We start from the raw sequence: 25918 nt of genomic DNA on the forward strand, positions 1-25918 counted from the left end.
GAAGTAGACACCTGACAAGATGCCAGGACTGCTCTTACGTGGCGCTTCCGGATAAAGGGGTTCCCAGCAATGGCGCCGCTCAGTGGCTTCAGCGTCACCTCTGCAATTGCCCTTTGCGATAAGCCCCAGGCTGCTGGCCGGTGGTCTTGTGGAACGCCCGAGTAAACGCCGCCACCGACTGATAACCCACGGCCAGCGACACATCGGCCACGGTCATGTTTTCCTTGAACAGACGGCATGCATGGCGCATGCGCATCATCAACAGCACATGCCCCGGCGATTGCCCGCACAACTCGCTGAAGCGTTTGAAGAACGCCGAGCGCGACAAGCCGGTGCAGGCGGCCATGCTTTCCAGGGTCCATGGGTCTGCCGGGCGGGCGATCAATTGCTCCAACAGTTCGGAGAACGCCGGTTGCCGGCCCAGCGCTGCCAAACCGCCCAGTTCGGGGTTATCGATGACCTGCTGACGCAACACATAAAGAAACAACAAATGGCACAGACGTTCGAGCAGTGCCGAGGAGGGCGCCGGGACGCGCTCGCACTCTTGCAGGATCAATTCGAAGAGGTTGCGCGCAGCGGTCAGCGATGGGTCGCCGGCGCGCAGGATGATCCAGGCGGGCAAGCCGTCGACGATCATTGCCGACAAACCGGAATGGAAGTGAAAAAAACCGCAGACCAGGCCGACGCCATCGTCGGCGTTGCTGTCCAGTGCCAGCATCGGTCGGCGCGGGCATTGCTGCGCGGCAGCGGCCGTCGCCTCGCCAGACAACCGATACTCGAGGTCACGCAGCAGAAACACCGCATCACCATTATTCAGGTGTTGGGGAAGGGGTTCGCCGTCAATATGCAACCAGCATTGGCCCTGCACAATCAGATGGAAACTCGCGCTGGCCAGGCCATGGGTGCTGGCATGCCACGCGCCGCAATAGCGGCCGACATGGAACAGGCTGGTGTTGAGTTCGAGGCTGTCTAATAACCAATCAACGAGTGCACTGGACGAATTCATCTAACGGAAAGACTCTAGAGCAAGTAATCGCTACTTTAGCCTATTGAGGCGTTTTTTTATAACCAACAGACTTAGGTGAAGAACCCATCAGGAGACCATTCCATGTCCCGTGTACCGTTGCTCACCCCTGAAACCGCCCCGGAAGCGGCCAAGCCCTTCCTGGAAAACGCCCTCAAAGCCTCGGGTTTCATCCCTAACCTGCTCGCCGTGTTGGCCAATGCACCGGCGGCGCTGGAAACCTACATCACCGTGTCCGGGCTCAACGCCAAGTCGCAGCTGAGCCTGGCCGACCGCGAAGTGGTGCAGTTGATTGCCGCCACCACCCACGGCTGCGATTTCTGTGTGGCCGGCCACACCGCCGTGGCGCGCAATAAAGCCAAGCTGCCCGAAGACGTGATTGACGCCTTGCGCCAGCGCGGTGAATTGCCCAACGCCCGTTATGAGACACTCGCCGCCTTCACCCGCGAAGTGATCGCCACCCGTGGCGATGTCAGCGACGCGGGTTTTGAAGCGTTCCGCGCCGCCGGCTATACCGATGGCCAGGCGCTGGAAGTTATTTTGGGCGTCAGCCTGGCAACCCTGTGCAACTTCGCTAACGTGTTTGCCCGTACCCCGCTGAACCCGGAACTGGCGCAGTACCGTTGGGAAAAACCGGCAAGCTGAATCGGCGATGGTCCACCTGCTGTGAAAAGGAGAATTGAATGCTTGACCCAATCTTGAGCCGTTGGCTCGATGTTCAAGCGCAGGCCCTGGATGTGGGCAGTTGCGATCCACAGGAAGTGCTGCCACGGCTGGCAGAGTCAAATGTATTAAGCATCGGCGTGCCCAAGGCGCTGGGCGGGCTGGGCGGTGATGTGACCGGCGCGGTGGAAGCCATCGCCAATGTGGCCAGCCATTCCCTGGCGGCGGCGTTTGTGTGTTGGGGCCAGCGCTCTTTTATCGAATATTTGTTGCAGAGCCCGAACGAGCGGTTGCGCGAGCAACTGCTGCCGGACTTGCTCAGCGGCAAGCTGGCCGGGGCCACCGGGCTGTCGAACGCCATGAAGTTTTTGTCCGGCATCGAAACCCTGCAAATCAGCGCGCAGCCGACCGATGATGGCTGGACCCTCAACGGTCGCCTGCACTGGGTGACTAACCTGCGCAAGAACGGTTTCGTCGCGGCGGCGGCGATCGAGCATGCCGGCGGTGGCGCGCCGTTTATCCTGGCGATCCCGGATTCGGTCGCAGGCCTGCAGCGTTCGCGTGACCTGGAACTGATGGGCCTGCAATCGAGCAACACGGCGGCCCTGGGCCTGGAAGGCGTGGAGCTGAGCCGCGACTGGTTGCTGCATGAGGATGCGCGCAAGTTTCTGCCGGCTGTGCGCCCGGCGTTCCTGGGCTTGCAGTGCGGCATGTCCATCGGCCTGGCGCGGCGCTCCCTGGCGGAAGTCGCCAACCACCTCGGCGCCTCACGTACGGTGCTGCGTGACGAGCTCGAAGCCCTGCGGGTAACCCTGGATCATCTGGTCACGGAACTGAAAAGCGGCCTGCTCGCCGGGCGTTTCGCCGCCGAGCCGGTGCCCTTGTTCAAACTGCGTATCGCCCTGGCCGAAACCGCCGCCAGCGCGGTGCAGTTGGAACTGCAAGCCAGCGGCGGCAAAGCCTACCTCACCGCCCATGGCAGCGGCTTTGCACGGCGCTGGCGCGAGTCGGCCTTTGTGCCGATCGTGACGCCCAGCCTGGTGCAACTGCGCACCGAGCTGCACCGCCAGGCCAACCTATGAGTCAGGCGGTATTGAACGCCCAGGGCATTTGCCTGGGCTATGCCAGCGGGCCGGTGTTGCAAGGCTTTGACTTGCAAGTGCAGGCGGGTGAAGTGGTGTCGATCCTCGGCCCCAGCGGCGTGGGTAAATCCAGTTTGCTGCGGGTGCTTGCCGGTTTGCAGGCGCCCCAGGGCGGTAGCGTGCAAGTGCTGGGCGAGCCACTGGCCGGGCCGCATCCACGGGTGGCCGTGGCGTTTCAAGACCCCAGCCTGTTGCCCTGGCTGAACCTGGAAAAGAACGTCGCCTTCGGCCTGGATTTCGCCCGTCAGCCGCACTTGAGCCCTGAGGCGCGCCGCCAGCGCGTCGACCACGCCATTGCGGCGGTCGGCCTGGAACATGCGCGTCAGCAGTTTCCAGCGCAGTTGTCCGGCGGCATGGCCCAGCGCACCGCGTTGGCCCGTTGCCTGGCCCGCCAGCCGCAGGTGTTGCTGCTGGATGAGCCGTTTGGCGCACTGGATGAAGTCACCCGCGCCGACATGCAGCACCTGCTGCTCAAGGTCAACCGCGAGCAAGGGTCGGCGGCGGTGTTGATCACCCACGATATTGACGAAGCGCTGCTGCTGTCTGACCGCATCCTGCTACTGGGCAACCGCCCGGCGCGGACCTTGGGCGAATGGCACATCGAGTTGCCGCAACCGCGCGAAGAGCAGGTTGAAGCCATCGGCGCGTTGCGTATCGAGATTCTGAAAACCTTACGGCAGGCGAGCCGCCCTCAACCCCACCCCATTGACCAACAGGAGTTTTCACATGTGTCTGGATGACCTCACGCACTCGCGCCGTGACTTTCTCAAACTCTCGGCGGTGCTCAGTGCCGCCGGTGCCTTGCCGTTGCTCAGCAGCCTGCAGGCCCGCGCCGCCAGTGAGCCGGACGCACCGGTGCGCATCGGCTATTTACCGATCACCGACGCCACGCCCTTGCTGGTCGCGCATAACAACGGCTTGTTCGAGGCCGAAGGCATCAAGGCCGAGCGCCCGGTGCTGTTGCGCAGTTGGGCGCAGGTCATCGAGGCGTTTATTTCCGGGCAGGTCAACGTGATTCACCTGCTGTCGCCGATGACGGTTTGGGCGCGCTACGGCAGCAAGGTACCGGCCAAGGTCGTGGCCTGGAACCATGTCGGCGGTTCGGGCCTGACCGTGTCGCCAGGCATTACCGATGTGAAGCAATTGGGCGGCAAGTCGGTGGCGATTCCGTTCTGGTACTCGATCCACAACGTGGTGGTGCAGCAACTGTTCCGCGACAATGGCCTTACGCCCGTGGCGCGTGCCGCCGGCTCTGCGATTGCGGCCAATGAGGTCAACCTGATCGTGTTGCCGCCGTCGGACATGCCACCTGCATTGGCCAGCAAGCGCATCGATGGCTATATCGTCGCCGAGCCGTTCAACGCCCTGGCAGAGAACCTCAAGGTCGGCCGCGTGCAGCGCTTTACCGGCGATGTGTGGCGCAACCACGCGTGCTGTGTGGTGTTCATGCACGAACATGACCTGACCAACCGCCCGGAGTGGTCGCAGAAGGTGGTCAACGCCATCGTCAAGGCGCAGGTGTGGACCCGTGATAACCGCGAAGAGGCGGTCAAGCTCTTGTCCAAGGACGGCCCCAACCGCTATACGCCGCATGCCGAGCCGGTGTTGAGCAAGGTCTTGGCCCCGGCCGCCGCCGACCGTGCCGCGTACCTGGCCGACGGCGCGATCCGGCACGCCAATTGGGACGAGCATCGCATCGACTTCCAACCGTACCCATTCCCCAGCTACACCGAGGAGTTGGTGCGACGCCTGAAGGACACCTTGATCGAAGGCGACAAAAAATTCCTCGCCGACCTGGACCCAGCCTTCGTGGCCAAGGACCTGGTGGACGACCGCTTTGTGCGCAATGCCATCGAATCCGTGGGCGGCATGAAAACCTTCGGCTTGCCCGACGGTTATGAACGGCACGAGGAGATCGGCGTTTGAACAACGGCAGAATCCCTGGCTGGTGTCTGGGGCTGAGTGGTTTGGCGGGCTTGTTGCTGCTGTGGTGGTTGGGCGTGAAGGTGTTTGGCGAAGCCGAGGGTTTATCGGCGCGCTTTTCGCTCGCAGCAACCGCCAGCAGCCTGTGGGAATTGCTGGGGCGCAGCGAGTTCTACTTGCACATCGCCGTGAGCTTGAAGCGTATTTTCGTCGGGCTGTTGCTGGCCTTGTTGGTCGGTGTGCCATTGGGGCTGCTGGTGGGCAGTTCGCGCAATCTGGAGGCGGCCACCACACCGGCGTTCCAGTTTCTGCGGATGATATCGCCACTGTCCTGGATGCCCATTGTGGTGATGCTGATGGGCGTGGGCGACCAGCCCATCTACTTCCTGCTGGCGTTTGCCGCGGTGTGGCCGATCATGCTCAACACCGCCGCCGGCGTACGCCAGTTGGACCCGCGCTGGTTGCAACTGAGTAAAAGCCTGAGCGCCACGCGCTGGGAAACCCTGCGTCGGGTGATCATTCCGGGCGTCGTCGGGCATGTGCTGACCGGCGTGCGCCTGGCCATCGGCATCTTGTGGATCGTACTGGTGCCGTGCGAGATGCTCGGGGTCAGTGCGGGGCTGGGCTATTACATCCTCGACACCCGCGATCGGCTGGCGTATTCGGAGTTGATGGCGATGGTGGTGGTGATCGGGTTGCTGGGGTTTGCGCTGGATGGGTGTGCGCGGTGGTTGCATCAGCGCTGGGTGCATGCTGGTTGAATGGCGCGCCTCTCGTCTTCCATCCTGGAAAGCGAGAGGCGCCCGGTATCAGCGACGCTCGTAGCCAGGGCCGCCATCGTAGCGGTGGTCGTGCCAGCCGCCACCGCCGCCGCGTGGGAAAAAGAAGCAGCCGCTCATGGTCAGCATGATCAGCAATGGAATCAGCAATGTGATTCGACGGAGCATTTTCAAATCCTCTAAAGTACCGACAGGTTCAATCCGGCGCGGAACAAGCCAAAATTTCTCAGCGCCTGTAACATATGACCCTGCCGAACCCGTGCCATCCCCGTAACCGGGTATGTGCTTGGCATGCTCGGCGGTACAAAGTGGATACATTCTTAAGGTTCAGGAACCCGTCATGACCCAAAAGCAACGTTTGAAATATTCGATTCTGATCGCCCTGGCAGTACTGGCGTCGATGTTTGGCCTGTCTTATCTGCAGAACACCGGCGTGATCAGCGAAAAAACGTTCCAGTACCTGGCGATTGCGATTGCCGTCGTGGTGGTGGTGATCAACGGCATCATGCGGCGCAAGGTCAAACCTCACTTCTGATGCCTGCTGGAGCGCCAGGCCAAGGCGTCAGGCGCGACCGTCGAGCACTTTGGCAGCCTCTGCATGGAGGCTGTAGCTTTTATCGGCATTGAGGGTGATCACGCCCTCGCTGCACAGGCGCTTGAGCACCTCACGCACGCTGAGAAACGACAGCGGGATGCCCAGCTCCAGCAAATGGCTGTGCACGCCGCGCACGCCCAGTGTGCGCTGGTTGTCGGCGGCGGTGAGCAGGGCGTCAATGACCTTCAGCCGGATCAGGCTGGTGCGCAAACCGAAGCACTTGAGCAAATGGCGGATACGCTGGTTGCCGTGCTCCGGCGCTTTGCCGAATGCTTGTGCGCTGCCGCCGTAATTGGCGTCGGCAGCCGGTGAATGTCCATCCGTGGGCGATTGCGGGTTGTACATGCAAAAACTCCTTATCAGAGCCTGATCAGGAAAATGATGGCGCTCTTATTTGAATAAGACGAACGAGCGAGCGAAATCATGAAGTCCCGGATGTAGAAATTTTGTCGGTATCCGCTTTGTCACACTTCAACTGCCGTTTAATAAACACCCGCAGCGGCTAAATTATTCCCGGTTGCCTGCGTTCTTACGGTGGGGTCGTTGCCCCTTGTAAGGGTGTTCAATTTGACTGTGGAGCTTGCGTGATTATTTCCAACCGGTTGTCCAAGGCGTGCGTGGCAGGGCTGTTGCTGGGGCTGAGCCTGAATGCTTCAGCGCGTGAACAGGTGACACAGGCTGCTGCAGATATCCGTCGCACCAGCTTCGGCGTGCCGCACATCCGCGCCAATGATGAGCGTGGCCTGGGCTACGGTATTGGTTACGCTTACGCGCAAGACAACCTGTGCCTGCTGGCCAATGAAGTGGTCACGGTGAACGGCGAGCGCGCGCGGTTTTTCGGCCCGGACCAGGCGACCCTCGAAGAGCGCAACAACCTGGCCAGTGATGTGTTTTTCAAGTGGCTGAATACGCCCCAGGCCGTTGCCGCATTCTGGAAGGCGCAAACCCCGCAGATGCAGCAGCGCATCGAAGGCTATGTCGCCGGCTACAACCGTTATCTGAAAGAGCAGGGCGCGCCGACCCAGTGCCACGCCACATGGGTGCGCCCGCTGGTAGCGCAAGACCTGGTCAAGCTGACGCGCAGGCTGCTGGTGGAAGGTGGTGTCGGCCAGTTCGCCGAAGCCCTGGTCGGCGCCACGCCGCCTAACGCCACTGCCGCTGTACCGCCGGGAGTGAAGGCCTTTGAGCTGGCAGCAGCCAATCAGCAACGCTTCAGCCTCGACCGTGGCAGCAACGCCGTGGCCGTGGGCCGTGATCGTTCGTTTAATGGCCGTGGCATGCTGCTGGCCAATCCTCATTTCCCCTGGGGCGGTGGCATGCGTTTTTATGAGATGCACCTGACCATCCCGGGCCAACTGGACGTGATGGGCGCAGCACTGCCGGGTTTGCCGGTGATCAATATCGGTTTTAACCAGCATGTGGCCTGGACCCACACGGTGGACACGTCCAAGCATTTCACCCTGTATCGGCTCACCCTCGATCCCAAGGATTCCACGCGTTATCTGCTGGATGGGAAATCCATCGCTATGGAGCAGCGTGCGGTGAAGGTCCAAGTCAAACAGCCCGATGGCAGCCTCAAAGAGGTCACACATACGGTGTACAGCTCGCAATTCGGCCCGGTGGTGCAATGGCCCGGCAAACTCGACTGGGACAGCCACTACGCTTTCAGCCTGCGCGACGCCAACCTGGGTAACGACCGCGTGTTGCAGCAGTGGTACGCGATGAACCGCGCCAGCAGCCTTAAAGAACTGCAAACCTCGGTGCACACCCTGCAAGGCATACCGTGGGTCAATACCGTGGCCGCCGACGACCAGGGCCAAAGCCTGTACATGAACCTGTCGGTGGTGCCCAACGTCAGCGCCGCCAAACTGGCGCAATGCAGCGACCCACGCGCCGGCCTGCAAATGATCATGCTCGACGGCGCCCACAGCGCCTGTGCCTGGGAGGTTGACCCGCGTGCGGCGCAGCCCGGCATCTTCGCGGCCGACCAACTGCCGCAACTGCAACGCACCGACTACGTGCAACACTCCAACGACTCGGCGTGGCTGGCCAACCCCAAGGCGCCACTCACCGGCTTCTCCCCGGTGATCAGCCAGGACCACATCGGCCTCGGCCCCCGCGCACGTTTTGCCGTGCAACGCCTGCAATCCCTGGAGAAGCAACCGATCAGCGTGGCCGACCTGCAAAACATGGTGATGGACAACGAGGTGTACCTCGCCGGCCAGGTCATGCCCGACCTGCTGGAGTTCTGCGCCAAACACCTCGGCGCCGACGCCGCCGCTCTGCAACCGCTGTGCACCAGCCTGAAAGCCTGGGACCAGCACGCCAACCTCGACAGCGGCATCGGCCTGGTGCACTTCATCAACCTGGTCGAGCACCTGCAGCAAATCCCCGACGCCTGGCGCGTGCCTTTCGACCCGGCGCAGCCGTTGACCACACCCCGTGGCCTGGCCATCGACCGCATCGAGGTGGCCAAAGCCCTGCGCGAAGCCATGCTGGCCTCCAGTGCCGAAGTCAGTAAACTCAAGGGCACCACCCGCTGGGGCGACATCCAGGTCAGCGGCCAAACCCCCATCCACGGCGGCCCGCAACAACTGGGCATCTACAACGCCATGCAAACCGTGCCCCGCGCCGACGGCAAACGCGAAGTCGTCAGCGGCACCAGCTACTTGCAAATCGTCACCTTCGACGACCAAGGCCCCCAGGCACTCGGCGTGCTGGCATTCTCCGAATCCAGCAACCCCGCATCCAAACACGCCAAGGACCAGACCCAAGCTTTCTCCGAGAAAAAACTGCGCGCGCTGCCCTTCACCGAAGCCCAGATCAAGGCCGACCCGCACTATCAGCAGCAGCGCATCCAGGAGTAGGGCAGGCCCGCAACCCCTTGATGGCAATACGAAATATTTTTGAAATCAAGGGGTTGCAGGTAAAAGCAAATACGTACATAATGGCGCCCATCGAACGCAACGAAGCATTTAAAACTTCAATGTATTCAATGAGTTAGAGTAGAGGCAGGGTTTTACAGCCCACTCAAGTTTTTATGCGGTGAATGTCAGCAGTCAGGGCGTTAATCGTTTGAGGCCGAGTAGCAAAATGGTTATGCAGCGGATTGCAAATCCGCCTACGCCGGTTCGATTCCGACCTCGGCCTCCACTCTTAAAGCCCCGTAGATTAACGTCTACGGGGTTTTTTATTGTCTGCGATTTGGTCATCGCTTCCGCAATTTTTCGGATCGCTTCCGCATCCCTACCTTTTTTCGGGAAATTTAAGACGCCGTTATCGGTATGCCTCTCCCCGATTGGGCGTGGGATTGTGCTCCAGGCTAAGGAGCCTCCGCGTCTACTAACGGCCAAAAGCAGTCAGTCGGATGTTTCTACGAAGCTAGGCGCTATTGAGCCACGTAACACACAACACGCTAACGAGTGAGTAGAGAGGACCAGCAACAGCGAGCGCACGGCCCGCCGTTGCAGAAGTGCGACAGGACTTATTTTTGCTGCACCACATTCCGGTCTAGGAAACGGTGGATTTCGCCACTGATCTCGTTCAAGTGTGTTTCCAGTGCGAAGTGCCCGGTGTCGTAGAGATGTACCTCAGCTTTGGGAATATCACGCTTGAACGCGTTCGCTCCTGCCGGGAGAAAAAACGGATCGTTCTTTCCCCAGACGGCCAACATCGGCGGCTGATATTTGCGGAAATACGCCTGGAACTCGGGGTAGCGCTTCACGTTGGTAGCATAGTCTGCGAACAGGTCTAGCTGGATTTCATCGTTACCTGGTCGCGAAACGAACGCGTAATCCAAGGTGTATGTTTCAGGTGCGATACTGTCAGGGTCCGCTACGCCATGCGTGTATTGCCACTTGATTGATTCTGGTTTGAGCAGCTCGCGCAATGCGTTGCGGTTCTCGGCAGTGGGAGCGTTCCAGTAACGTTGAATCGGGTTCCAGCCCTCGCTGAGGCCTTCAACGTAAGCATTCCCGTTTTGGCTGATGATTGCGCTGATTCTATCGGGGTGTGCGACGGCCATCCGCCAGCCTACAGGCGCACCGTAGTCGAACACTTGAAGAGCGTAGCGATTCAGCGCAAGCGCTTCAGTAAATCCGTCCATGGTTTTGGCGATGTTGTCGAACGTGTATGAGTACTTCGCCCGATCAGGGCTGTCCGAGAATCCAAAACCTGGGAAGTCAGGGGCAATCACGTGGTAACGGTCCGCTAGCTTCGACATCAAGTCGCGATACATGAATGATGAGGTAGGGAATCCATGAAGCAACACGATGGTTGGCGCCGATGGGTCGCCCGCTTCCCGATAGAAGATGCGGACCCCTTTTACCTCTACAAAATGGTGTTGTACGTCGCTTGCCCTTTGGTGGCTAATGTCGGCTGCTTCCACTCCTGCGCTGGCGAGCGCTGCACTAAGGGCAGTGGCGGCTAACAAAGTCTTAATGCTCATGCAAACTCCTTGGACACTGAATGAAAAAGATAAGTGGGCTATCAGGCGGTGAGTTCATGGCTTGTCGAGCTTCAGGCGCACCAACTTGATATGGCTATATTGCCAGTTTCAATAACCCAACATAATCTGAGAACATTGGTAATCTCCCTACCAAATATTGGAATATTCCATGGACAGATTTGAGGCAATGAAGCTGCTCGTGGCGGCGATTGATGCTGGCAGCCTGACGGCAGCCGGGCGGCTAGCCGATATCCCTCTTCCCACCATCAGCAGGAAAATTTCTGACCTGGAGACGCTGATAGGTAGCCGTTTATTGATTCGGACCACGCGTAGGCTCTCGTTGACCGATGCAGGGGTGGCTTATGTGGCTGCTGCACGCCGAATATTGGAGCAGTTGGAGGTTGCCGAACGCGAAGCTGCCGGAGAATTCATTGCCCCCAAGGGCGAACTGGTCCTGACTGCGCCAATCATGTTCGGCCGGCTGCATGTGCTGCCGATCGTCAACGCGTTTTTAGGGGAGTTTTCCGAAATCAACATCCGGCTCTTGCTTTCTGATCGCAACGCTCACCTCGTTGACGACCACGTGGACATGGCAGTGCGCATTGGAACACTCGCTGATACCGGCATGATCGCCACTCAGGTGGGGGCCATGAGAACTGTAATTTGCGCGAGTCCTAGGCTGCTGGAAGCGTATGGAAGACCTGAATGTCCCGCAGACCTGCAGAACTTGCCAACCGTGCGACTTGACGCCCCTATGCCTTTTCAATACTCAAAACATGGCGTGGCAGAATCAACGAGGCGGATGACCCCGCGCTTATCGGTGACGACCGCTGACGCAGCAGCGCAGGCCGCTATTGATGGCGTTGGAGTCGTTCAGTTATTGCACTACCAAGTCGCGGAGGCGATCAGCGAGGGACTGCTGGAGATTGTGCTGGATAACTATGAGCCTTCGTCGGCGCCTATCAACCTGATCCACATGTCACCGGGGCATATGCCCCTGAAAATGAGGCGATTTCTGGATTTTGCGATTCCTCGGTTTCGTCAACGCCTGGATCAGTAAGCTCAGCGATGGCGTGCGTAATCATTCCGATGTCATAAGACTCATATCGGGTATTTTGGCGCAGACACGCCGACGACATGGGCTAAAAGCTGGACGCTCCTAAGCTGGCTATTGTTATTTTGCCTTTGGTCGCCGGACAAGCCGTAGACCCAAAAGCCATTGCTGGAAGTTGGGCGCCCCTCTTCATGTTGATGGCTGCAATCGCGGAGATTTGTCATTTTTTTCACGAGGTGGTTAAGGACAAAATCAAGAGACTGGCCCCTCCATCACAATTACGATAACGACCAACGCCGACTGGCTCGGAAGGTCTAGGAATTATTCATGCCATTTATTTTTACCTGCGTTGTGTCCCTATTTTTTTGGACTGTTGTTTCAGCAATCACAGGAGCTGAGGAGCCTTGGGACCTGGCCAGTTACTGGACCATCATCTACCCCGCCGCGCTAGTGTTGTCCGTGATCCTTGGAGCCGTTCTAAAAAGCTCACAGTGGTCCGCAGGCGCCATCGTAATACTCTCTCAGGTCCCCGTGGTTTTGGCGACTTCTGGTACATCCCCGTTGCTAGCTGCCGGTATCATCGTTGCGGCCGTTCTCTCAATTCCGGCCATAACGCTGTCATGGCTCGCCGGCAAATTGCGCTCAGGTAAGAAAGGACGATGGACATCTACGAAGAAATGAAGGCACCGTTCCAGGAGCACCCGCGACGAGTACTGAATACACAATACAGATTGAGCCAGATAAAAAAACGGCGGCAAGCTGGACAGTAGGACGTAACCACCAACTCGCTCAAATACGACTTTGAGGTCATAACGACTAATGAGACCGCACATGGCCGAGAACTGTTGAGCGGCACCACCATGCCGCCCCATAAATGGGGCTCCAGAATGGTGTACACCTTCGTCCGGTCGTCCGGTGAACCTGTGAGGTTGCATTGCGCGATTGCACTGATCCTGGCGCCTTGGCGAAAGGCGTCTGGCAAAGTCACCTTCTCGACCCCTGCCGTTCACGTTAAATAGAAAGCATCGCCCTTAAGTCATCAGTTTTGTTGAACTCGCTGCGCTACGTCGCAAAGCCACCGGCGCAAAAGTTGGGCTGCTTCACCCAGCACCACATCTTTGGCCTGCACCAAATAATAGCCCTTGCCAGTCTTTAGTACAGATTCAAAGACAAGTACGAGAAAGCCTAGTTGTACGTCTTCTTCAACCAACCAAGGGCTGGTAAGCACTAAACTTTGATCGCGGCGGGCCGCGTCGATTGCCAGCTCAGACTGGTCAAATTTGAGGCTGCTGGAGAAGCTATCGGGGGACATGCCAACCGATGATAACCATTGAGACCAGTTGGCATGAGACGTCATGCGCGACGGAGAGCGCTTTAAGTAATTGCTTTAGGGAAATAAGCTTAACAGCCTTCGGCAGGAAGCTACTCATTAGCCTGCATCAGTTCCAGAGTGATTTGATCTGGCCCGGTCACATATACAACTAGAGTTCCCTTGCGTGGGCCTGCGGGAATCGCTTGAGGCTTGCCTCTTGCTTTCCAGCCTGCTTGCTCAATGCGTTCGAGTACGGCGTATATGTCCTGCACTCTCAATGCCAAATGCGCTGAACCAATCGCTGATGCCGTAGGTGGAGTGATACCGTGGCGTTCACCCTGCGAATATTCCAGCAACTCTACTCGGCTGCCATCCGGGCCTTTGACTATCGCCGTTCGCACGCTCGGATCGGCGGTGCCGGTTACTTGCAAAATGAATGATCCGCCCATTTCCGACTGACGCTCAAGAGTGAACCCAAGTCCAATTGTCCAGAAGCGAATGGCTTCTTCCAATGAACTGACTGCGAAGCCAATATGATCGACGGCATGCACCATGTGGTTAGAATTCATCAAATGATCCTTTAAAGGTTCACGGGCCAAATAGGGAGGTGAGCTTGCGCATCCAGCTGTTACGGCCAAAACACAGAAAATAAATGAGTGAGGGGTACGCATAATCAGGCCAATCCAAGAGAAGCAACATTTGCGATTTTTAGACATTGAGTATTCCTCTGACCGGTCTTATTCTCCATTAGGCATTCAGGATATGGCTACCTCGGATATGACATTGGATAACGTAAACCAGCCATGAACCGCGCGCTTATGCCACTGTTGGCGATAGAGCAACGCGACCGGGCGATCCGCGAAACGGCGCCCCACACTCATACGAAAGGCCAACTAATCGCAAGCCTTGCCGGCCTGCTTTCCGTCAGCACTGACGGCGGCTCATGGGTAGTGCCGGCTACCCATGCCATTTGGATACCTCCCCGTGTCGCACACGCGATGATGTCACATGGCGCTTTTGCAGGAGCGATGGTCTATATCGCGGAGCAAGAGTGCGGGATCCTGCATCAAATGCCATGCACATTTAGGGTCAGCAGTTTGCTGCGCGAAGCGATAAGCCGCGCTGCGTCGTGGGGACAACCACCCCGCAACGAAATGGAGTCGCGGGTTGCAGCAGTCATCTTAGATGAAATTGCTACCTCACCCGCTGAACCCATCGGTCTGACGCACCCCAATGACCCGCGCTTGAGGCGTATCACCGATGCGATACTTGCTCAGCTTGATGACAATAGATCACTTGAGGATTGGGCTGCTTGGTCAGGTATGGCACCTAGAACACTTGCCCGGCGTCTGGTCGCTGAAACCGGTTTTAGTTTTTCTGAATGGCGACAGCGTGCGCGCACGTTGCGCGCTATTCAACTATTGGTCGAGGGGATGTCAGTGACGACAACGGCGATTGAGCTTGGCTACGAAAATATTAGTGCTTTCATTGCCATGTTCCGTCGGATAATGGGTGTTACGCCAGGACAATATGTGCGTGCGCAGACACTGATTAGCAAAGAGGTAATTTCTAGATCAAGTTGATGGGTGTAAGAACCGCTGTACCATCCAACCCGATCCTGCACGCTACAGGCTAGACCTTCAACCATGTGCCGGAACAGATGAAGAAAGAAATGCCAGCCACTTCAGGAGTCGCCAGAGCATCAGTTTTCTTTTAACTGGTGGGGCACTCACGCTGCACTCAGCTGGCGCTTGTAACTTCAACCGTGCTAGTTGCGTATTCCCCCCAATACCACCACAAGCACTCTACGAGCTGTTCGTTAGTGCATTGGCTCAGGCATAACGTTAGTGTACGCGAAGTCCATGCTTCGCCTAATTGTGCGGCGCCAAGTGCTAAGGTGCTTTTGTAGAGAGCGCTGCGCGCACCACGCGATAGCCTTGCGTACGCCGCAATGATGTCCATTGGGAAAAGAGAACAGATTTATTTCTCTGTTCTAAACGTCCGCTTCTGGCCGATGTGGGACCTTCGTGAGAGGCAGCAGTCGATGCGTTCAATGTGAAGGACCTTGGAGCCATTTTTTGACGATAGCGTGATATGTGCCATCTTGCTTGATCCGATCCAATTCTGCCCTAAACCGTTCTACGGTTGCGTCTGGCGTAGCTGGACTGAAGGCCATGTACAGTCCTTCTTCACTTGATAGCTCGGGTAACGGCAGTGAACGCACCATCGTCATTTCAGGATCATCCCCATTCTTGCGCATAAGGTGAATGGCGTTGAGCTCATTGGAGATCCACAGCTCAACGTGATCGACCTTAAGCTTGCGGTAAGTGTTCTCGTACATGCTGCTAGACAGTAACTCTTTGCCCACCTGGAACCCGTGGGCCATCATGTACTGCTCACCAACGTCCTGTTTGACAGTCGCGATGTGATACTGACGTGCATCGTCGAGTGAATTCAGCCAAATAGGTCTTTCGGACAGACTGAACAGAAACCACCTCGTCGGTGCGATGGCTCCGACCCATTTGAAGAGATGTTCCCGCTCTTGGGTTCTTGCCATCGAATAGATCAGGACGTTGTCGGAATGTTGCGCTAAATCATAGGCGCGAGCCCAAGGCAGAATCTCAATCTTGGAGTTGAGCCCGAGACCGGCCATAACTGCTTGCACGATTTCCGTACTCAGGCCTGTGACCACTCCGTTTTCTGCCATGTTGTATGGCGGCAATTCCTCAGTGACAACCCGAATCGGCGCTGTAGCCGGATCTGAGGCGACGGAGATGCCTGAGGCAGCGAGTAAGAGGAAAGCGCACAACTGCCTTAAAAGCGGGGAGAACATTTTGCACCTGTGTACGCGCCGAATCCTGTGGGTGAGTCGGACTTCATGAACCTTAGGTATTGTCTGTCTTATAGGCATTAAGGCTCGTTCTAACCTTAGGAGTTCATCCACATGAAACCTGAGTGTTGGCTTGCACGTACCTTTGAAGGCTGTCGCTGTATGTACGCAAGGGGAGTAACAAAAACGTAGATGCTTGTTTTCATGTGTGCTGCTACCCCATCGCGAGAGAGCGTTGTTACGAGCACCCCATCCCTTGTTGAAAATATCACAAGTCGCGCGGGTTGAGCACCTACGCGCAAGATCATGCACCGTTACTCGCGGGATGAGCTAGAGGAGTGAGCTAAGTAAGCACGCCAATAACCGCACTCTGAATCGCCCCTGATTTTCTAGACGCCTTTGACTGGCTCCTTTTGGCCGTTTTCTGCCTGTCGTACAGGTAGTAACGTGTCATTTCGTAGGCTTCACAATTTCACCGACTCGCCGATATACCTTCTTGGTCATTTCCTCTGTGGAGTGACCTAGTAGGCGGCTAGCGTGCGTCAGCTCGATCTCGCTGGCAGCTTTTGGTCTGATATCCTTGAACTGAAACTGACGAATGCTCGTTGCCAGCGCGGGATCACCATCAGCTGACGCTTTGATTGCTGCCTTCTCTCGTGCGTCGTCCCACCGATTACGCAGCATCTGCTGGCTCATCCGAAGTCCAGACGCGTTTGTTATCAAAGTTGACGTGCGGATTCCATTGACGGCTCTGCGTTCTTGCAGGTCGTCGATAAAGCTACTCAGGCCGGATTGGATTCCGTCATCTTCCAAACGAAGACGGAGACGTTTTTCGGTCTTGCCCTGACCAATCAGCAAAAAGCCATTGTTCAAGTCGGTGGCTGCAATCTTGAGCACATCAGCGGGACGTTGGCCGGTCAGGTAGGCCAGATCCATCGCGTCCTTGAGTTCCTGTACCGCTTCCGCGTATACCGCGTTCCATACGGTTGCACCGGCATAATAGTCCCGTGGCTTTTCCTTGTTGCGGCGAACGCCAAAGCAAGGGTTTGCTTTGTCAGTCAGCCCCCATTCTCGTGCAATGGTGAATGCATGGGAGAGCAGGGCGATCTCACGGTTGGCCCTCACCTTGGCTGTCCTAGCGTCACGGTACTGCGCTATTACTTGAGGCGTGATCGACTCAATAGGGGCGCTCTCAAATGCTCTTCTTAGCTGCTTGAGTTCCTTGCGGTTGTCGGATTGGGTGCGAATCGACTTGCCCGGGATGATTTCCTTTTCGTAGCGATCAAATACATAGCTCATCAGATGGGTAGGCTTAGGCGGTGTCTTGCGCTCCAGTCTTGCCCATTCCACTTTGGCCTGATCGAGGTCTGTCCCGAGTGGGATTTCCTTCCGCTTCCCGTCGGTAGTTCTCCCGTCGTAGTAATACGATGTCCAAGTCTTTCCACTCTTACCCTTGCGCGTGCGCCGTATCATCCGTGGTGGCAGATCTCTATTGGCTTTACTTCTCTGGCGCATCAGTCAGCCCACCTTTGCAAGGTCGAGCGACCAGGTTTCAGCCATAGTATTAGCAGCGGATGGTTTGACTCCTGACAGTTTCAGTCGGGCATAAATCCGGCCAACTATTGGGCGGCGAGCGCCTGTCAGAACAAACTCCCAGTGGTTTTCGGTCAACCACTGGATCTGCTTGGAGGGGATTTGATAGCCGGTGATGGTCGCCAGTTCTTCATCGGCAAGGGTTTCGCTTTGGACTTCCATCATCATGCCTCCGTATCCAGTTGCGCAGGGTAGGCCGCCAACCACATCTTCGCGGCAAAGGCGCTAAGCTGCCGGCGCTGTTTGTTCACCCTGGCGACCATGATTTCTGTCCCGGGGAACGCTTTCCAGGTTTCCACGGCTAGTCCCAGTGACGTTGTGATCTTCGTCGTCAGTTCGTGGTCGTCGATGTTGCAGGCTGGCGAAGCGGAATGTTGCTCGCGAGCCAGGTTGACGCCACGATCAAAGCCGCGCGCAAAAGCTTTCTTGCTCGCTTTGATCAGGAAGAAAGCGGTCGCAATCCAGCCTACGAGCAGGCCGGCGACGATGATGTAAGTTTCGATTTGCATGTGCTGTATGCCTCGTTAGAGCCCGCCGCCGGACAGTTTTGGTGAGAGGACGGCGGCGGGGTGTTGCAGGGAGTTAGTTAGAACGTGGCTTCGTAGAGCGGAACGTCGGTGATGTCGCCTTCGATCTTGGCGCGCACTGCGTCGTAGGCTTCTTCGAGCACCTTGTCGGCACGCACCAGCTCGTACCACATGACCAGGCGGCCTTCCTGAATGCGGTAGCGGAAGCGGGCGGGCACGCAGAAGGTGTCGCCGCCGAGGAACGGCTTGAGTGCAATGAAGAACTCTTCAGGGATACGAAACTGGCCAGCCTCGCCGGCGCGCCCGTCAATCTCTTCGTTGTAGGTCAGTTGCACCTGGCCGTTGTCGAGGCGAGTGCCTTGGCGGAACGTGATGTTCTTCTTGGCTTCCAGGGTGCGGCTGATTTCGAGCATGTCCGCAGCGCTTGGGGTGTTCTCGTGCTCGGGGTGGTGGGTGATGTCCTTCACGTTGTCTTCGATGAATTCGGCGAAGGTTGCCTGGTCCATCCGCTTGCGGTCCTTTTCCTTCCAGTTGCCCCATTCAACGGTGGTCGGGCAGCAGTAAGTCGCGACATGATCGCGCCAGGCTGGTGCGGCCGGATCGTGGTAGTCGATCACCGCTGTGAAAGTGCGACCCTCGGGGCCGTTGCAAAACACTGCCGTGGCCTGGGTGGAAAAGCGATTGACGTAGCTGATGAACGACTCTGCATCGAGCACGGTGAGCTTCTGCTTGATCCGCGAAGGCGCGGGCAGCAGGTGCTCCAGGCTTTCGATGCTGACCCCGTTCGGTACGAGTGCCAGCGGCGCAGGGATGCCCGGAACCTCGATGGGTTTGCCGAGGGCCTGAGCCAGGGCGACTAGGTGCTGTAGGGCTTGTTGCATTGGATGTGCTCCAGTGGGTGACGATTTGGTGAGAGGTTGGTGGCGTGGGTGTTATTGGCTGACCTGGCGCAAAGCTCCAGGCCCGGGTTCGTCCTCGACACTGCGCAGCGGGATTTCCTGTTGGCGTGGGTCGCGGCGGGTGATGTTGCCCTCGGGCGTAAGGAAGAACAGGGACGTGCCGCGAGCCAGAACAGGCTCTTTGGTCTTAACGTCGGCCTTCACGGTCATCTGGCCGCCGCCGTCAGGCTTATAGGTGAGCTTGATGGTCAGATCGCCGCCCTTGCCGGTCATGCGGATGGCGTCGATCAGGCTGTGCTGGGCCTCGGTGAGTTCGTCCAGCAGGCCACCGGCCTCGATGTCGCGCAGGGTGTCCATAAAGGGACGTGCTTTGGTGTTCATGTGCTGTGCCTCATTGGCTGTGTCGCCCCTGGTCGGCAGGGGCTACCGTTTGAATCAAGCTGCTTGCTTCGTCGCTTGGGCGTCGAGGTAGTCGGCCAGGTCGTGGAGGTAAACGACGGGCTTGGCACGGGCCGAGCAGTGCAGCCGCTTGACCACCAGCGCGATACGACCTGCCTTGATTTCGCTCAGTAGGTAGCGGTCGGTGCGAATGTGCGTGAAGTACTGTTCACGCACGGCGGTCAAGGTTGGGCACGGCGTGGCAAACTGGCGCCGGAGTTGTTCCAGGGTGGTGGTCACGCGGATTCCTCCCCATACCCCTCCTTTCGGGGCACCAGCTTGAGTCGGATCAGTTCGGCGAGACCTTCTTTGCTCTTGCCCTTGGCCGCTGCCAGGACGTTGCCCTCGGCGTCTGCGATGACGGCGCCGTATGGGTATTCCGGGCACTTCACCGGCGTCACGTAGGCGATCTGGCCTTCTGCAATCACTGCGTCAACGCAGCGGAACACTTCGGCCAATTCAACCGACACGCAGGGCAATGACTCCAGCAGCGCGACAGCTTCGGCCGAGGCACCAATCAGCGTGGCGCGGCTGATTACAGTTGGGTGGTTGAGGTACATCGGCACCAATTTCAGGGCGCCTACAGCGGAGTTGATGGCGTTCGGCGTCTTCATGCTGCTGCGTCCTTGTTGGTGATAGTGATGTCCAGCTTCTTGGCGATCCACTCAACGCCGGCTTCCTTGACCATCACTACGGCGTAATGCACGGGCTTGCCGATCGTTGGATTCCAGCGCACGCGAGCGTCCGAAAACAGGTAGCCGCGCTCGCGGTGGGCGCTGGCCAGGTCGCCTGATGAGTTGATCACGCCAAGTTCCCGCAACCTGGTGCGGAAGGCGCGGGGCTTGAGCCCGAGCAAAGCTGCGGTTTGATCCAGGGTGCGGTTCATGGCTGCGGCCTCAGGCTGTGAGATGTTCGGAGTGTTGCTGGATGCGGCGAACCATCAGGAACACCTCATCCAGCGAGCGCAGGAACTCCTCGACCGTGCCGTAGTTAGTCAGCGTCAGATCATCCTTATGAGCAGCTACCCCGGCCTCGCTGACGTGAGGGTTCACGGCTGGTGCATCGGCCCGAAAAATATGAATGACCGTGCCGCCGCGGCGACGAATGAGGTCCGCTTCGTTTTCAAAGCGCACGTCGCTGATGACGAAGCCCAGCACCGCGCCCAGCGCCTTCGTCATGTAATCGAGGTTTTGTTCAGCGAGCTTTACCCATACATCTGGGTGCACGGTGTTGCGTGCCCACTCAGTGCCCATCGACTGCATCAGCTGACGTGGCGAGCGGTCGAGCCAAGCCAGTGGCTGCTCCTTGCGATCGCCTTCGAAGTCGGTAGGGTCGAGGTTGAAGATCGCCATCAAGCCATCGCGGAGCGGATCAGCGAATGCGTAGTGCTCCAGAAGGTAAGAGCCAACCAGGTGTTCGGCGGCTGTCGACTTGCCGGAGCGGGCGCGGCCAGTGAGGCCAATCAGAATAGGCCTCATGCTGCGTCGCCTCCCGATGGGCCCAGGTCATCGCTGGCGGTGGCGGTGGGGGCGGGAGCAATCGTGGCGCGACCCAGATTGACGATGACCAGAAGGCCGGTGTTGCGCTGGATGCGTTCTACGGCGGCGGGGCTGGTTGCCGCCGCCGGGTGAAGGTAGACCGGGCAGCGGGTGTTGCTGTGCTGTGTCGTTTGCATGGTTTGTACTCTTTGGTGAGAGGTAACTACGCAAACGATACAAATACGTATTGATTCAGTCAATACGTATTTGAATTGATTTTGATCTGGGCATAAAAAAGGCACGCATCAAGCGTGCCTTCGTGCTGATAGCTACTTAAAAAATTTCGAGCTTGGAGAATACAACCCCGCAAATCGTGGCGTCTTGGCCCAGCTCAATAATTGGCTCCGGCCACGCAGGATTCAATGGTTTTAAAAAGCGTCTGCTTCCCTCCATTACCAGCTGCTTGAAGGTCGCTTCCTGGCTGTCGACTAGTTTTGCGATAACAAGCGATCCATTTTCAGCCTCTTTCGCCGGGTCGACGAAAATTATATCGCCGTCGCGGAAAGAGCGGCGCTCGTGTTGGTTGAACATCGATAGCCCCCTCACACGCAAAGCGTAGCTTTGGTTACTGTGAGAGGCGGCGCAGGGAAGCCAGAGCTCTGCATCATCGAGCGTTTTAACGTCCGTGATTTCGCACCATGCCCCAGCTTGAACCCACGATATCAATGGTACATATCCTTTGATGGTTGGGCCCGGCTCAACATTATGCTCCTCGGCTGCGGCGCCATTAATTTGTTTGGCCCCCTGGTCTGATTGATCGCCCCCCTTCCACAGCCAGTTGCTGCTGACCTTGAGAGCCTTTGCAATCTTTTCGACGTTTTGGTGGCGTGGGCTAGCAACTGCGTTGGTCACAATCCTATGTATCGTCGGTTGGGGAACGCCAGAGCGCCGGCCAAGTTCGCCTTCGGACAAATTCATCTCATGCATACGCTGAGCAATGCGATCGCCAATCACTTTTTTCCTGCCTTGATTCAGAAACGTATCATCAAGTGTATTGAATCAATCAATACGTTTGTGTATTGTGGCGGTCAATGCGAAAGCGCATCGGTGATTGATATGACTATTCAGCAAATGCTCGCGGAGTTACTGAGCACTGGTTTATCCCAGCGTGTCATTGCAGAGCGTGTGGGTACGACACAGCCAACAATTAATCGGGCAGCCAAGGGGGCGGATGTTCGGTATGTAACGGGAAAAGCCATTGAGAGCCTTTATTCCCAAGAAAAAGAAGCAGCTGGCTTGAAATCGGCAGCTTGAAAGGGTGCCGGACTGGGGCCTCTCACCAAAGATCCCCCAGCCCGGCTACGACGACACACAGCACATGCACATCGGTCGTGGTCGTAGGATAGGGCGTGCCCGTTTCTATGGCTAGACCGTAAAAGAGGTATTTACGGTTATGAGTCGAACAGATCAATCACCGGCCACTGGGCCGGTTCTTTCTCTGCGCAAAGCGATCTACCGCGCGGCCCATGATTACCGGGGCGGCGTGACTGCTTTGGCGCTGGACATGGTGCTCGATTACGACAGCCTGCAGAAGAAGGTCAAGCACGACGAAGAGCGGCGCTGGCTGGATCCTGACGAAATGGAAGAGGTGATCAGGCTGACCGCCGATCCTTGCCTGTTAGATGCCCTGGTAAGGCCGGCGGGTGCCGTTTGGTACAAGCCAATTCCGGTACCGGCAACTGCCGATGCGTTGAAGGCCGTCGGCAAGATGCTTGAGGAGTCAGGCCAGTTCGTGGCCTGCATGCACGACGGCGCCGCCGACAACATCTGGGAACCCCACGAAGTCCTCCTGCTGGAACAGCGCGGCATGGATGTTATCCGCGAGGTGCTGGGCATCATGGCTGGTGCGCGCAAGGCTATGGAGGGCACTGACAATGTCTGATGATATCGATATCGCCAACGATGCTGCTGAGCATTTCCGACAGCTCGCACTGGCGAGCCGTCCACGCCCAACGTGCTCCCTCAGCGCGCAATTCTGTGAGGATTGCGACGAGCCTATCCCGTTACTTCGTCAGCAGACGATCCAGGGTTGTGCTACCTGCGTCAGTTGCCAGGGGTTGCGGGAGCGGCGGCGATGAGTGAGCAATCCACCAGCACAGCGATATCGTCCTGGGCTCGCCGCTACATCGAAACCTTTAGCCTTGCCCTGGTCCCAATTGACCCTGGCGAAAAAGCGCCGAAGGGCATGGGCTGGAACAAGCCGGGCGGTTACATCACCGACCCGGTTGCCGCCGAAACATTCTGGCAGCGCAATCCAAATCACAACCTGGGCGTAGTGCTCGGGCCCAGCCGTGTCTGCTCGTTGGACGTGGACGATGTGCAGTGGACGCGGTTTGTATTGTTCGACCAGATGGGTCTCGATCTGGACGCCATGGCTGTGGTCTATCCGACCATCGTGGGCAATCCTTTGCGGTTCCGTGTGCTGTTCAAAATGCCCGATGACATGGAGCTGACGCGCCACTCGCTTTCCTGGCCCAACGAGAAAGACCCTGACGGGTCGATTCACAAAGGATTGATGGCGCGGGCCAAGGCCGCGAAAGAGCAGGGCGATTCTGTCGGTGAAGAGGCCGCCAAGGCCGAGGCCGACGAATACAAGCGCTTCACGGTGTTTGAGCTGCGCGCCGGCTTGGTGCAGGACGTATTCCCGCCATCGATCCATCCGGGTACTGGCAAGCCGTACACCTGGCGCACGCCGCCGAATGCTGCTGATGGTCTGCCGGTGCTTACCAGCGAGCTGCTGAACATTTGGTTGAATTGGGATGTGTTCAAGCGTAACGCCGAGGCCGCGTGCCCTTGGGCGCCGAAACCGAAGAAGCCCGCCGCGAAACCTATCAAGCGTGCTCCAGCTGCTGACGGAAAACCCTCGGTGATTGATCAGTTCAACCGGTGCCATGATGTGGAAGAACTGTTGCGCGCGCACGATTACATCAAGCGCGGTAACAAGTGGCTGTATCCACACAGCAGCACCGGGCTCCCAGGTGTGACGGTCACCGACCGCAAGGTCTATTCGCACCACGGTGCGGATCCGTTGGCCAACGGTCACCAGAATGACGCGTTTGAGGTGTTTTGCCTGCTGGACCACGATGGCGACCAGTCGAAGGCAGTGAAGGACGCCGCCCGGATGTTGGGTATGCAGCACGCGTCGCGCCCAGCCCCACAGGATCTTCCCCCGGCCCCATCGGCGGATACCGGCGAGCTGGACTCCAGCGCGCCGCCCAGTGACGCCGCTCCTGCTGCTGACGGGGGAGCGGGGGAGGTGCTGACCTATGACCAGGTGCTGCGCCGTTACGTGCTGGTCGAAGGAACCACGCAAGTGTGGGATCTCGATAAGGCGCGGGTGATGAAGAAAACCGCGTTCGAGGCGCGCGTTGGCAAACCATTGGCGAAACAGTGGGTCGACGACACCAGCAAAAAGTTGATCTCGGATGACAAGGTCAAAGAGATCGAGCAAGCCCGCAAGATGGCTGGCAAGAAGGGTGGTGCGCTTAACCTGGAGCCGATTGAACGGTACGTGTACATCGACGGTACCAAGGACGTTTGGGACCGGGAAAAGAAGCGGCGTGTTGCCGAAGGCGCGGTCAAGATGGCCCTCGGTGATATGTACGGTATGTGGTTGAACAGCCCGGAGCGGCGTGTCGTCGACGTGGAGAACATCGTGTTCGACCCGACGATGACCAAGGATCCCAACGTTTACATCAATACGTTCGACGGACTGCCCATGGAGCCAGCGCGCGATGATGCCGCGTGCGAAAACCTGCGCTGGTTGATTTCATTCCTGTGCAACCACGACCAGTCGTCACGCGATTGGTTGGTGAAGTGGTTGGCGTATCCGTTGCAGCACCTGGGCGCGAAGATGGATACGGCTGTGCTGGCTCACTCGACGATGGAGGGCTCAGGCAAAAGCCTGCTGTTCGCCGATGCCTTCGGTTTGCTCTATGGGCAGTACGCGGCCACGGTCGGGCAAACTCAGCTCGAAAGCAACTTCAACGCCTGGCAAAGCCGCAAGTTGTGGGCGGTGTTCGAAGAGGTCGTGAGCCGTGATCAGCGTTACAACCAGGTGGGCAAGATCAAACACCTGGTGACCGGCAAGACGGTGCGCATGGAATCGAAGTTCATCAACGGTTGGGAAGAAGCTAACCACATGAACGCCGCTTTCCTCAGTAACGAGATTATGCCGTGGCCGATCGCGCCGAGTGATCGGCGAATGCTGGTGTTGTGGCCGATGGAGACTTTGCCGGTAGAGCGCCAGAAGGCCGTTGGCCGGGAGCTGGAGAACGGTGGTGTGGCGGCGCTTTATGCGTGGTTGTTGTCCATTGACCTGGGCGACTTCGACCAGCGCACCAGGCCGCCCAGCACTGATGCGCGTGAGCGGTTGGTGGCGTTGAGTCGAGCCAGCTGGCAGACTTTCCTGTTCCTCTGGCAGTACGGCGAGCTTGGGCGCGAGTTGTGGGGCGCCTGTTTGACGTCCGACCTTTACGCGATGTTCCTGGAGTGGTGCCACCGCAACAAAGAGCATGTGATGAGTCAGACGAAGTTCTCGTTGTTCATCAGCTCAGAGGTGGACAAGACTCGGGCAATCCCCTGGACCGACGGCAGCAACCGCAAGTTTGGAGCGTTCTTCTTTCCGCGCGATGAGCAGGCTTCCCAGCCCCCATCACTCAGGTCGGCCGATCTGGGGAAGGCGGTGGTTGCTTGGCGGGCTGCGGCGCGCCTGGCGGGCTGGAACGTCGACAACTGGGATCATATCAAGGCGGCTGCAGCATGAGTCCGACGAAAAGTGTGTTGGGTGTGTCGGGTGTGTGTTGGGTTGGTTTTCGATACCCCACACAATTTAAGGCCTTCTATTTCGCGGCTTTCCGCCTGGTGTGTTGGGTGTGTTGGGTTTGGCGTCGCGCACGCGCATGGGCGACGTTATTTGAATCCATGGCAGTAAGATTTTTTTCTTATGCGAGAACCTTTAAATCCAACACACCCAACACACTCAACACATTTGATTTAAGGCTATTGAATTTAAAGGGTTTTAGATGTGTTGGGTTTGTGTTGGGTATGGCGTTTTTTGTGTCGGGTTCGGTTTTGGGTGGGGGGGCGGTGTGATGATCGAAGAAATTGAGGAACTCATGCAGCATTGGGGTAACCAGTTCAACCAAGTAGGTG

At 57.9% G+C, this 25918-nt stretch carries 31 protein-coding genes and 1 tRNA gene; 14 read left to right on the forward strand and 18 right to left on the reverse strand.

Translation table 11 applies throughout. The annotated features are described in order from the left end of the window. Positions 1-94: 94 nt before the first annotated feature. Positions 95-1006, reverse strand: coding sequence for an AraC family transcriptional regulator (locus AOA59_RS21655; protein WP_069787371.1), 912 nt, complete (start codon positions 1004-1006; stop codon positions 95-97). 102 nt (positions 1007-1108) lie between these two features. On the opposite strand from AOA59_RS21655, the gene AOA59_RS21660 reads away from it, so the two are divergent. The 5 genes from AOA59_RS21660 to AOA59_RS21680 are packed head-to-tail and all read left to right on the forward strand — an operon-like array spanning position 1109 to position 5513. Beyond that, entirely contained in the window at positions 1109-1669 is a 561-nt protein-coding gene (locus AOA59_RS21660; RefSeq protein ID WP_065931564.1) for a carboxymuconolactone decarboxylase family protein, read from the forward strand. Between the two features lie 38 nt (positions 1670-1707). After that, positions 1708-2769 carry an acyl-CoA dehydrogenase family protein gene (locus tag AOA59_RS21665; RefSeq protein WP_065931563.1) on the forward strand — a complete coding sequence of 354 codons (1062 nt, stop codon included), beginning with the start codon at positions 1708-1710 and terminating at the stop codon, positions 2767-2769. After that, positions 2766-3569, forward strand: a complete 804-nt coding sequence (locus AOA59_RS21670) for an ABC transporter ATP-binding protein (protein WP_099489009.1) — start codon at positions 2766-2768, stop codon at positions 3567-3569. Before AOA59_RS21665 ends, AOA59_RS21670 begins: the two co-directional genes overlap by 4 nt. Continuing rightward, positions 3556-4755, forward strand: a complete 1200-nt coding sequence (locus AOA59_RS21675; RefSeq protein WP_065931561.1) for an ABC transporter substrate-binding protein — start codon at positions 3556-3558, stop codon at positions 4753-4755. The genes AOA59_RS21670 and AOA59_RS21675 overlap by 14 nt, the downstream gene beginning before the upstream one ends. Continuing rightward, the gene (locus AOA59_RS21680) at positions 4752-5513 is read left to right on the forward strand and encodes an ABC transporter permease (protein ID WP_099489010.1); all 762 of its coding nucleotides are present in this window, start codon (positions 4752-4754) and stop codon (positions 5511-5513) included. The genes AOA59_RS21675 and AOA59_RS21680 overlap by 4 nt, the downstream gene beginning before the upstream one ends. 48 nt (positions 5514-5561) lie before the next feature. Here the strand turns inward: AOA59_RS21680 and AOA59_RS32690 are convergent, their stop codons facing one another. Further along, entirely contained in the window at positions 5562-5699 is a 138-nt protein-coding gene (locus AOA59_RS32690; protein ID WP_162843025.1) for a hypothetical protein, read from the reverse strand. A gap of 172 nt (positions 5700-5871) precedes the next feature. Here AOA59_RS32690 and AOA59_RS21685 point away from each other — a divergent pair, with 172 nt between their 5' ends. Further along, on the forward strand, positions 5872-6066 hold the full coding sequence (locus tag AOA59_RS21685) for a hypothetical protein (protein WP_065931559.1): 195 nt from the start codon (positions 5872-5874) through the stop codon (positions 6064-6066). Between the two features lie 27 nt (positions 6067-6093). Here the strand turns inward: AOA59_RS21685 and AOA59_RS21690 are convergent, their stop codons facing one another. Continuing rightward, the gene (locus tag AOA59_RS21690) at positions 6094-6471 is read right to left on the reverse strand and encodes a fe2+ zn2+ uptake regulation protein (RefSeq protein WP_069787373.1); all 378 of its coding nucleotides are present in this window, start codon (positions 6469-6471) and stop codon (positions 6094-6096) included. Between the two features lie 239 nt (positions 6472-6710). Between AOA59_RS21690 and AOA59_RS21695 the strand changes: the two genes are divergently transcribed. Both AOA59_RS21695 and AOA59_RS21700 read left to right on the forward strand, forming a co-directional pair. Beyond that, a complete protein-coding gene (locus AOA59_RS21695) occupies positions 6711-8993 on the forward strand; it encodes an acylase (RefSeq protein ID WP_099489011.1) in 2283 nt (760 codons plus the stop codon). Between the two features lie 212 nt (positions 8994-9205). Further along, a tRNA-Cys gene (locus tag AOA59_RS21700) sits at positions 9206-9279 on the forward strand. A gap of 331 nt (positions 9280-9610) precedes the next feature. Here AOA59_RS21700 and AOA59_RS21705 read toward each other — a convergent pair. After that, positions 9611-10573 (reverse strand): alpha/beta fold hydrolase, encoded by a 963-nt coding sequence (locus tag AOA59_RS21705; RefSeq protein ID WP_017530053.1) that lies wholly within the window; start codon positions 10571-10573, stop codon positions 9611-9613. 169 nt (positions 10574-10742) lie between these two features. Between AOA59_RS21705 and AOA59_RS21710 the strand changes: the two genes are divergently transcribed. Beyond that, positions 10743-11633 carry a LysR family transcriptional regulator gene (locus AOA59_RS21710; RefSeq protein ID WP_099489012.1) on the forward strand — a complete coding sequence of 297 codons (891 nt, stop codon included), beginning with the start codon at positions 10743-10745 and terminating at the stop codon, positions 11631-11633. 1033 nt (positions 11634-12666) lie between these two features. On the opposite strand, the gene AOA59_RS21720 is transcribed toward AOA59_RS21710, so the two are convergent. Both AOA59_RS21720 and AOA59_RS21725 read right to left on the reverse strand, forming a co-directional pair. After that, positions 12667-12939: a hypothetical protein gene (locus AOA59_RS21720; protein WP_017530050.1), complete on the reverse strand. Its 273-nt coding sequence runs from the start codon at positions 12937-12939 to the stop codon at positions 12667-12669. Positions 12940-13049: 110 nt separating this feature from the next. Next, complete coding sequence (locus AOA59_RS21725; RefSeq protein WP_017530049.1) at positions 13050-13508, reverse strand: VOC family protein; 459 nt, start codon at positions 13506-13508, stop codon at positions 13050-13052. Between the two features lie 234 nt (positions 13509-13742). Here AOA59_RS21725 and AOA59_RS21730 point away from each other — a divergent pair, with 234 nt between their 5' ends. Next, positions 13743-14522 (forward strand): helix-turn-helix domain-containing protein, encoded by a 780-nt coding sequence (locus tag AOA59_RS21730; protein ID WP_256593080.1) that lies wholly within the window; start codon positions 13743-13745, stop codon positions 14520-14522. A gap of 467 nt (positions 14523-14989) precedes the next feature. Here the strand turns inward: AOA59_RS21730 and AOA59_RS21735 are convergent, their stop codons facing one another. From AOA59_RS21735 to AOA59_RS21790, 12 genes are all read right to left on the reverse strand, one after another. Then, on the reverse strand, positions 14990-15772 hold the full coding sequence (locus AOA59_RS21735; RefSeq protein ID WP_065910937.1) for an ABC transporter substrate-binding protein: 783 nt from the start codon (positions 15770-15772) through the stop codon (positions 14990-14992). Between the two features lie 447 nt (positions 15773-16219). Continuing rightward, entirely contained in the window at positions 16220-17284 is a 1065-nt protein-coding gene (locus AOA59_RS21740; RefSeq protein ID WP_099489015.1) for a tyrosine-type recombinase/integrase, read from the reverse strand. Positions 17285-17287: 3 nt separating this feature from the next. Then, positions 17288-17524 carry a DUF4224 domain-containing protein gene (locus AOA59_RS21745; RefSeq protein WP_099489096.1) on the reverse strand — a complete coding sequence of 79 codons (237 nt, stop codon included), beginning with the start codon at positions 17522-17524 and terminating at the stop codon, positions 17288-17290. Between the two features lie 2 nt (positions 17525-17526). Then, positions 17527-17871, reverse strand: coding sequence for a hypothetical protein (locus AOA59_RS21750; RefSeq protein ID WP_099489016.1), 345 nt, complete (start codon positions 17869-17871; stop codon positions 17527-17529). 77 nt (positions 17872-17948) lie between these two features. Further along, on the reverse strand, positions 17949-18770 hold the full coding sequence (locus tag AOA59_RS21755) for a YfdQ family protein (RefSeq protein ID WP_099489017.1): 822 nt from the start codon (positions 18768-18770) through the stop codon (positions 17949-17951). A gap of 51 nt (positions 18771-18821) precedes the next feature. Next, a complete protein-coding gene (locus AOA59_RS21760; protein ID WP_047541804.1) occupies positions 18822-19169 on the reverse strand; it encodes a hypothetical protein in 348 nt (115 codons plus the stop codon). 54 nt (positions 19170-19223) lie between these two features. Beyond that, entirely contained in the window at positions 19224-19466 is a 243-nt protein-coding gene (locus AOA59_RS21765; protein WP_032888577.1) for a pyocin activator PrtN family protein, read from the reverse strand. Further along, a complete protein-coding gene (locus tag AOA59_RS21770) occupies positions 19463-19840 on the reverse strand; it encodes a hypothetical protein (protein ID WP_099489018.1) in 378 nt (125 codons plus the stop codon). Before AOA59_RS21770 ends, AOA59_RS21765 begins: the two co-directional genes overlap by 4 nt. Beyond that, a complete protein-coding gene (locus tag AOA59_RS21775) occupies positions 19837-20112 on the reverse strand; it encodes a hypothetical protein (RefSeq protein WP_069023704.1) in 276 nt (91 codons plus the stop codon). Before AOA59_RS21775 ends, AOA59_RS21770 begins: the two co-directional genes overlap by 4 nt. Before the next feature lie 10 nt (positions 20113-20122). After that, entirely contained in the window at positions 20123-20704 is a 582-nt protein-coding gene (locus AOA59_RS21780; protein ID WP_099489019.1) for a deoxynucleotide monophosphate kinase, read from the reverse strand. Further along, positions 20701-20901 carry a hypothetical protein gene (locus tag AOA59_RS21785; RefSeq protein ID WP_099489020.1) on the reverse strand — a complete coding sequence of 67 codons (201 nt, stop codon included), beginning with the start codon at positions 20899-20901 and terminating at the stop codon, positions 20701-20703. Before AOA59_RS21785 ends, AOA59_RS21780 begins: the two co-directional genes overlap by 4 nt. A 136-nt stretch (positions 20902-21037) precedes the next feature. After that, the gene (locus tag AOA59_RS21790; RefSeq protein WP_237142812.1) at positions 21038-21682 is read right to left on the reverse strand and encodes a LexA family transcriptional regulator; all 645 of its coding nucleotides are present in this window, start codon (positions 21680-21682) and stop codon (positions 21038-21040) included. 3 nt (positions 21683-21685) lie between these two features. On the opposite strand from AOA59_RS21790, the gene AOA59_RS33170 reads away from it, so the two are divergent. The 4 genes from AOA59_RS33170 to AOA59_RS21810 all read left to right on the forward strand — a co-directional run bounded on the left by AOA59_RS33170 (position 21686) and on the right by AOA59_RS21810 (position 25529). After that, complete coding sequence (locus tag AOA59_RS33170) at positions 21686-22018, forward strand: hypothetical protein (protein ID WP_256593081.1); 333 nt, start codon at positions 21686-21688, stop codon at positions 22016-22018. A 139-nt stretch (positions 22019-22157) separates the two neighbouring features. After that, the gene (locus tag AOA59_RS21800; protein WP_069023708.1) at positions 22158-22646 is read left to right on the forward strand and encodes a phage regulatory CII family protein; all 489 of its coding nucleotides are present in this window, start codon (positions 22158-22160) and stop codon (positions 22644-22646) included. After that, a complete protein-coding gene (locus AOA59_RS21805; RefSeq protein WP_081327108.1) occupies positions 22639-22842 on the forward strand; it encodes a TraR/DksA C4-type zinc finger protein in 204 nt (67 codons plus the stop codon). Before AOA59_RS21800 ends, AOA59_RS21805 begins: the two co-directional genes overlap by 8 nt. Continuing rightward, on the forward strand, positions 22839-25529 hold the full coding sequence (locus tag AOA59_RS21810) for a bifunctional DNA primase/polymerase (RefSeq protein WP_099489021.1): 2691 nt from the start codon (positions 22839-22841) through the stop codon (positions 25527-25529). Before AOA59_RS21805 ends, AOA59_RS21810 begins: the two co-directional genes overlap by 4 nt. Positions 25530-25918 lie beyond the last annotated feature (389 nt).

Source organism: Pseudomonas sp. 2822-15 (assembly GCF_002742515.1).
Classification (GTDB): Bacteria; Pseudomonadota; Gammaproteobacteria; order Pseudomonadales; family Pseudomonadaceae; genus Aquipseudomonas; species Aquipseudomonas salomonii.

What these genes read in the sequence shown, in the direction of transcription:
- AOA59_RS21710 (WP_099489012.1), top strand. Translation starts at nt 10,743, where the DNA reads ATGGACAGATTTGAGGCAATGAAGCTGCTCGTGGCGGCGATTGATGCT.
- AOA59_RS21655 (WP_069787371.1), bottom strand. Translation starts at nt 1,006, where the DNA reads ATGAATTCGTCCAGTGCACTCGTTGATTGGTTATTAGACAGCCTCGAA.
- AOA59_RS21685 (WP_065931559.1), top strand. Translation starts at nt 5,872, where the DNA reads ATGACCCAAAAGCAACGTTTGAAATATTCGATTCTGATCGCCCTGGCA.
- AOA59_RS21800 (WP_069023708.1), top strand. Translation starts at nt 22,158, where the DNA reads ATGAGTCGAACAGATCAATCACCGGCCACTGGGCCGGTTCTTTCTCTG.
- AOA59_RS21675 (WP_065931561.1), top strand. Translation starts at nt 3,556, where the DNA reads ATGTGTCTGGATGACCTCACGCACTCGCGCCGTGACTTTCTCAAACTC.
- AOA59_RS21790 (WP_237142812.1), bottom strand. Translation starts at nt 21,682, where the DNA reads ATGAATTTGTCCGAAGGCGAACTTGGCCGGCGCTCTGGCGTTCCCCAA.
- AOA59_RS21690 (WP_069787373.1), bottom strand. Translation starts at nt 6,471, where the DNA reads ATGTACAACCCGCAATCGCCCACGGATGGACATTCACCGGCTGCCGAC.
- AOA59_RS33170 (WP_256593081.1), top strand. Translation starts at nt 21,686, where the DNA reads ATGCATACGCTGAGCAATGCGATCGCCAATCACTTTTTTCCTGCCTTG.
- AOA59_RS32690 (WP_162843025.1), bottom strand. Translation starts at nt 5,699, where the DNA reads ATGCTCCGTCGAATCACATTGCTGATTCCATTGCTGATCATGCTGACC.
- AOA59_RS21745 (WP_099489096.1), bottom strand. Translation starts at nt 17,524, where the DNA reads ATGGAAGTCCAAAGCGAAACCCTTGCCGATGAAGAACTGGCGACCATC.
- AOA59_RS21665 (WP_065931563.1), top strand. Translation starts at nt 1,708, where the DNA reads ATGCTTGACCCAATCTTGAGCCGTTGGCTCGATGTTCAAGCGCAGGCC.
- AOA59_RS21730 (WP_256593080.1), top strand. Translation starts at nt 13,743, where the DNA reads ATGAACCGCGCGCTTATGCCACTGTTGGCGATAGAGCAACGCGACCGG.
- AOA59_RS21780 (WP_099489019.1), bottom strand. Translation starts at nt 20,704, where the DNA reads ATGAGGCCTATTCTGATTGGCCTCACTGGCCGCGCCCGCTCCGGCAAG.
- AOA59_RS21755 (WP_099489017.1), bottom strand. Translation starts at nt 18,770, where the DNA reads ATGCAACAAGCCCTACAGCACCTAGTCGCCCTGGCTCAGGCCCTCGGC.
- AOA59_RS21750 (WP_099489016.1), bottom strand. Translation starts at nt 17,871, where the DNA reads ATGCAAATCGAAACTTACATCATCGTCGCCGGCCTGCTCGTAGGCTGG.
- AOA59_RS21705 (WP_017530053.1), bottom strand. Translation starts at nt 10,573, where the DNA reads ATGAGCATTAAGACTTTGTTAGCCGCCACTGCCCTTAGTGCAGCGCTC.
- AOA59_RS21720 (WP_017530050.1), bottom strand. Translation starts at nt 12,939, where the DNA reads ATGTCCCCCGATAGCTTCTCCAGCAGCCTCAAATTTGACCAGTCTGAG.
- AOA59_RS21760 (WP_047541804.1), bottom strand. Translation starts at nt 19,169, where the DNA reads ATGAACACCAAAGCACGTCCCTTTATGGACACCCTGCGCGACATCGAG.
- AOA59_RS21725 (WP_017530049.1), bottom strand. Translation starts at nt 13,508, where the DNA reads ATGAATTCTAACCACATGGTGCATGCCGTCGATCATATTGGCTTCGCA.
- AOA59_RS21785 (WP_099489020.1), bottom strand. Translation starts at nt 20,901, where the DNA reads ATGCAAACGACACAGCACAGCAACACCCGCTGCCCGGTCTACCTTCAC.
- AOA59_RS21740 (WP_099489015.1), bottom strand. Translation starts at nt 17,284, where the DNA reads ATGCGCCAGAGAAGTAAAGCCAATAGAGATCTGCCACCACGGATGATA.
- AOA59_RS21660 (WP_065931564.1), top strand. Translation starts at nt 1,109, where the DNA reads ATGTCCCGTGTACCGTTGCTCACCCCTGAAACCGCCCCGGAAGCGGCC.
- AOA59_RS21770 (WP_099489018.1), bottom strand. Translation starts at nt 19,840, where the DNA reads ATGAAGACGCCGAACGCCATCAACTCCGCTGTAGGCGCCCTGAAATTG.
- AOA59_RS21810 (WP_099489021.1), top strand. Translation starts at nt 22,839, where the DNA reads ATGAGTGAGCAATCCACCAGCACAGCGATATCGTCCTGGGCTCGCCGC.
- AOA59_RS21670 (WP_099489009.1), top strand. Translation starts at nt 2,766, where the DNA reads ATGAGTCAGGCGGTATTGAACGCCCAGGGCATTTGCCTGGGCTATGCC.
- AOA59_RS21775 (WP_069023704.1), bottom strand. Translation starts at nt 20,112, where the DNA reads ATGAACCGCACCCTGGATCAAACCGCAGCTTTGCTCGGGCTCAAGCCC.
- AOA59_RS21735 (WP_065910937.1), bottom strand. Translation starts at nt 15,772, where the DNA reads ATGTTCTCCCCGCTTTTAAGGCAGTTGTGCGCTTTCCTCTTACTCGCT.
- AOA59_RS21805 (WP_081327108.1), top strand. Translation starts at nt 22,639, where the DNA reads ATGTCTGATGATATCGATATCGCCAACGATGCTGCTGAGCATTTCCGA.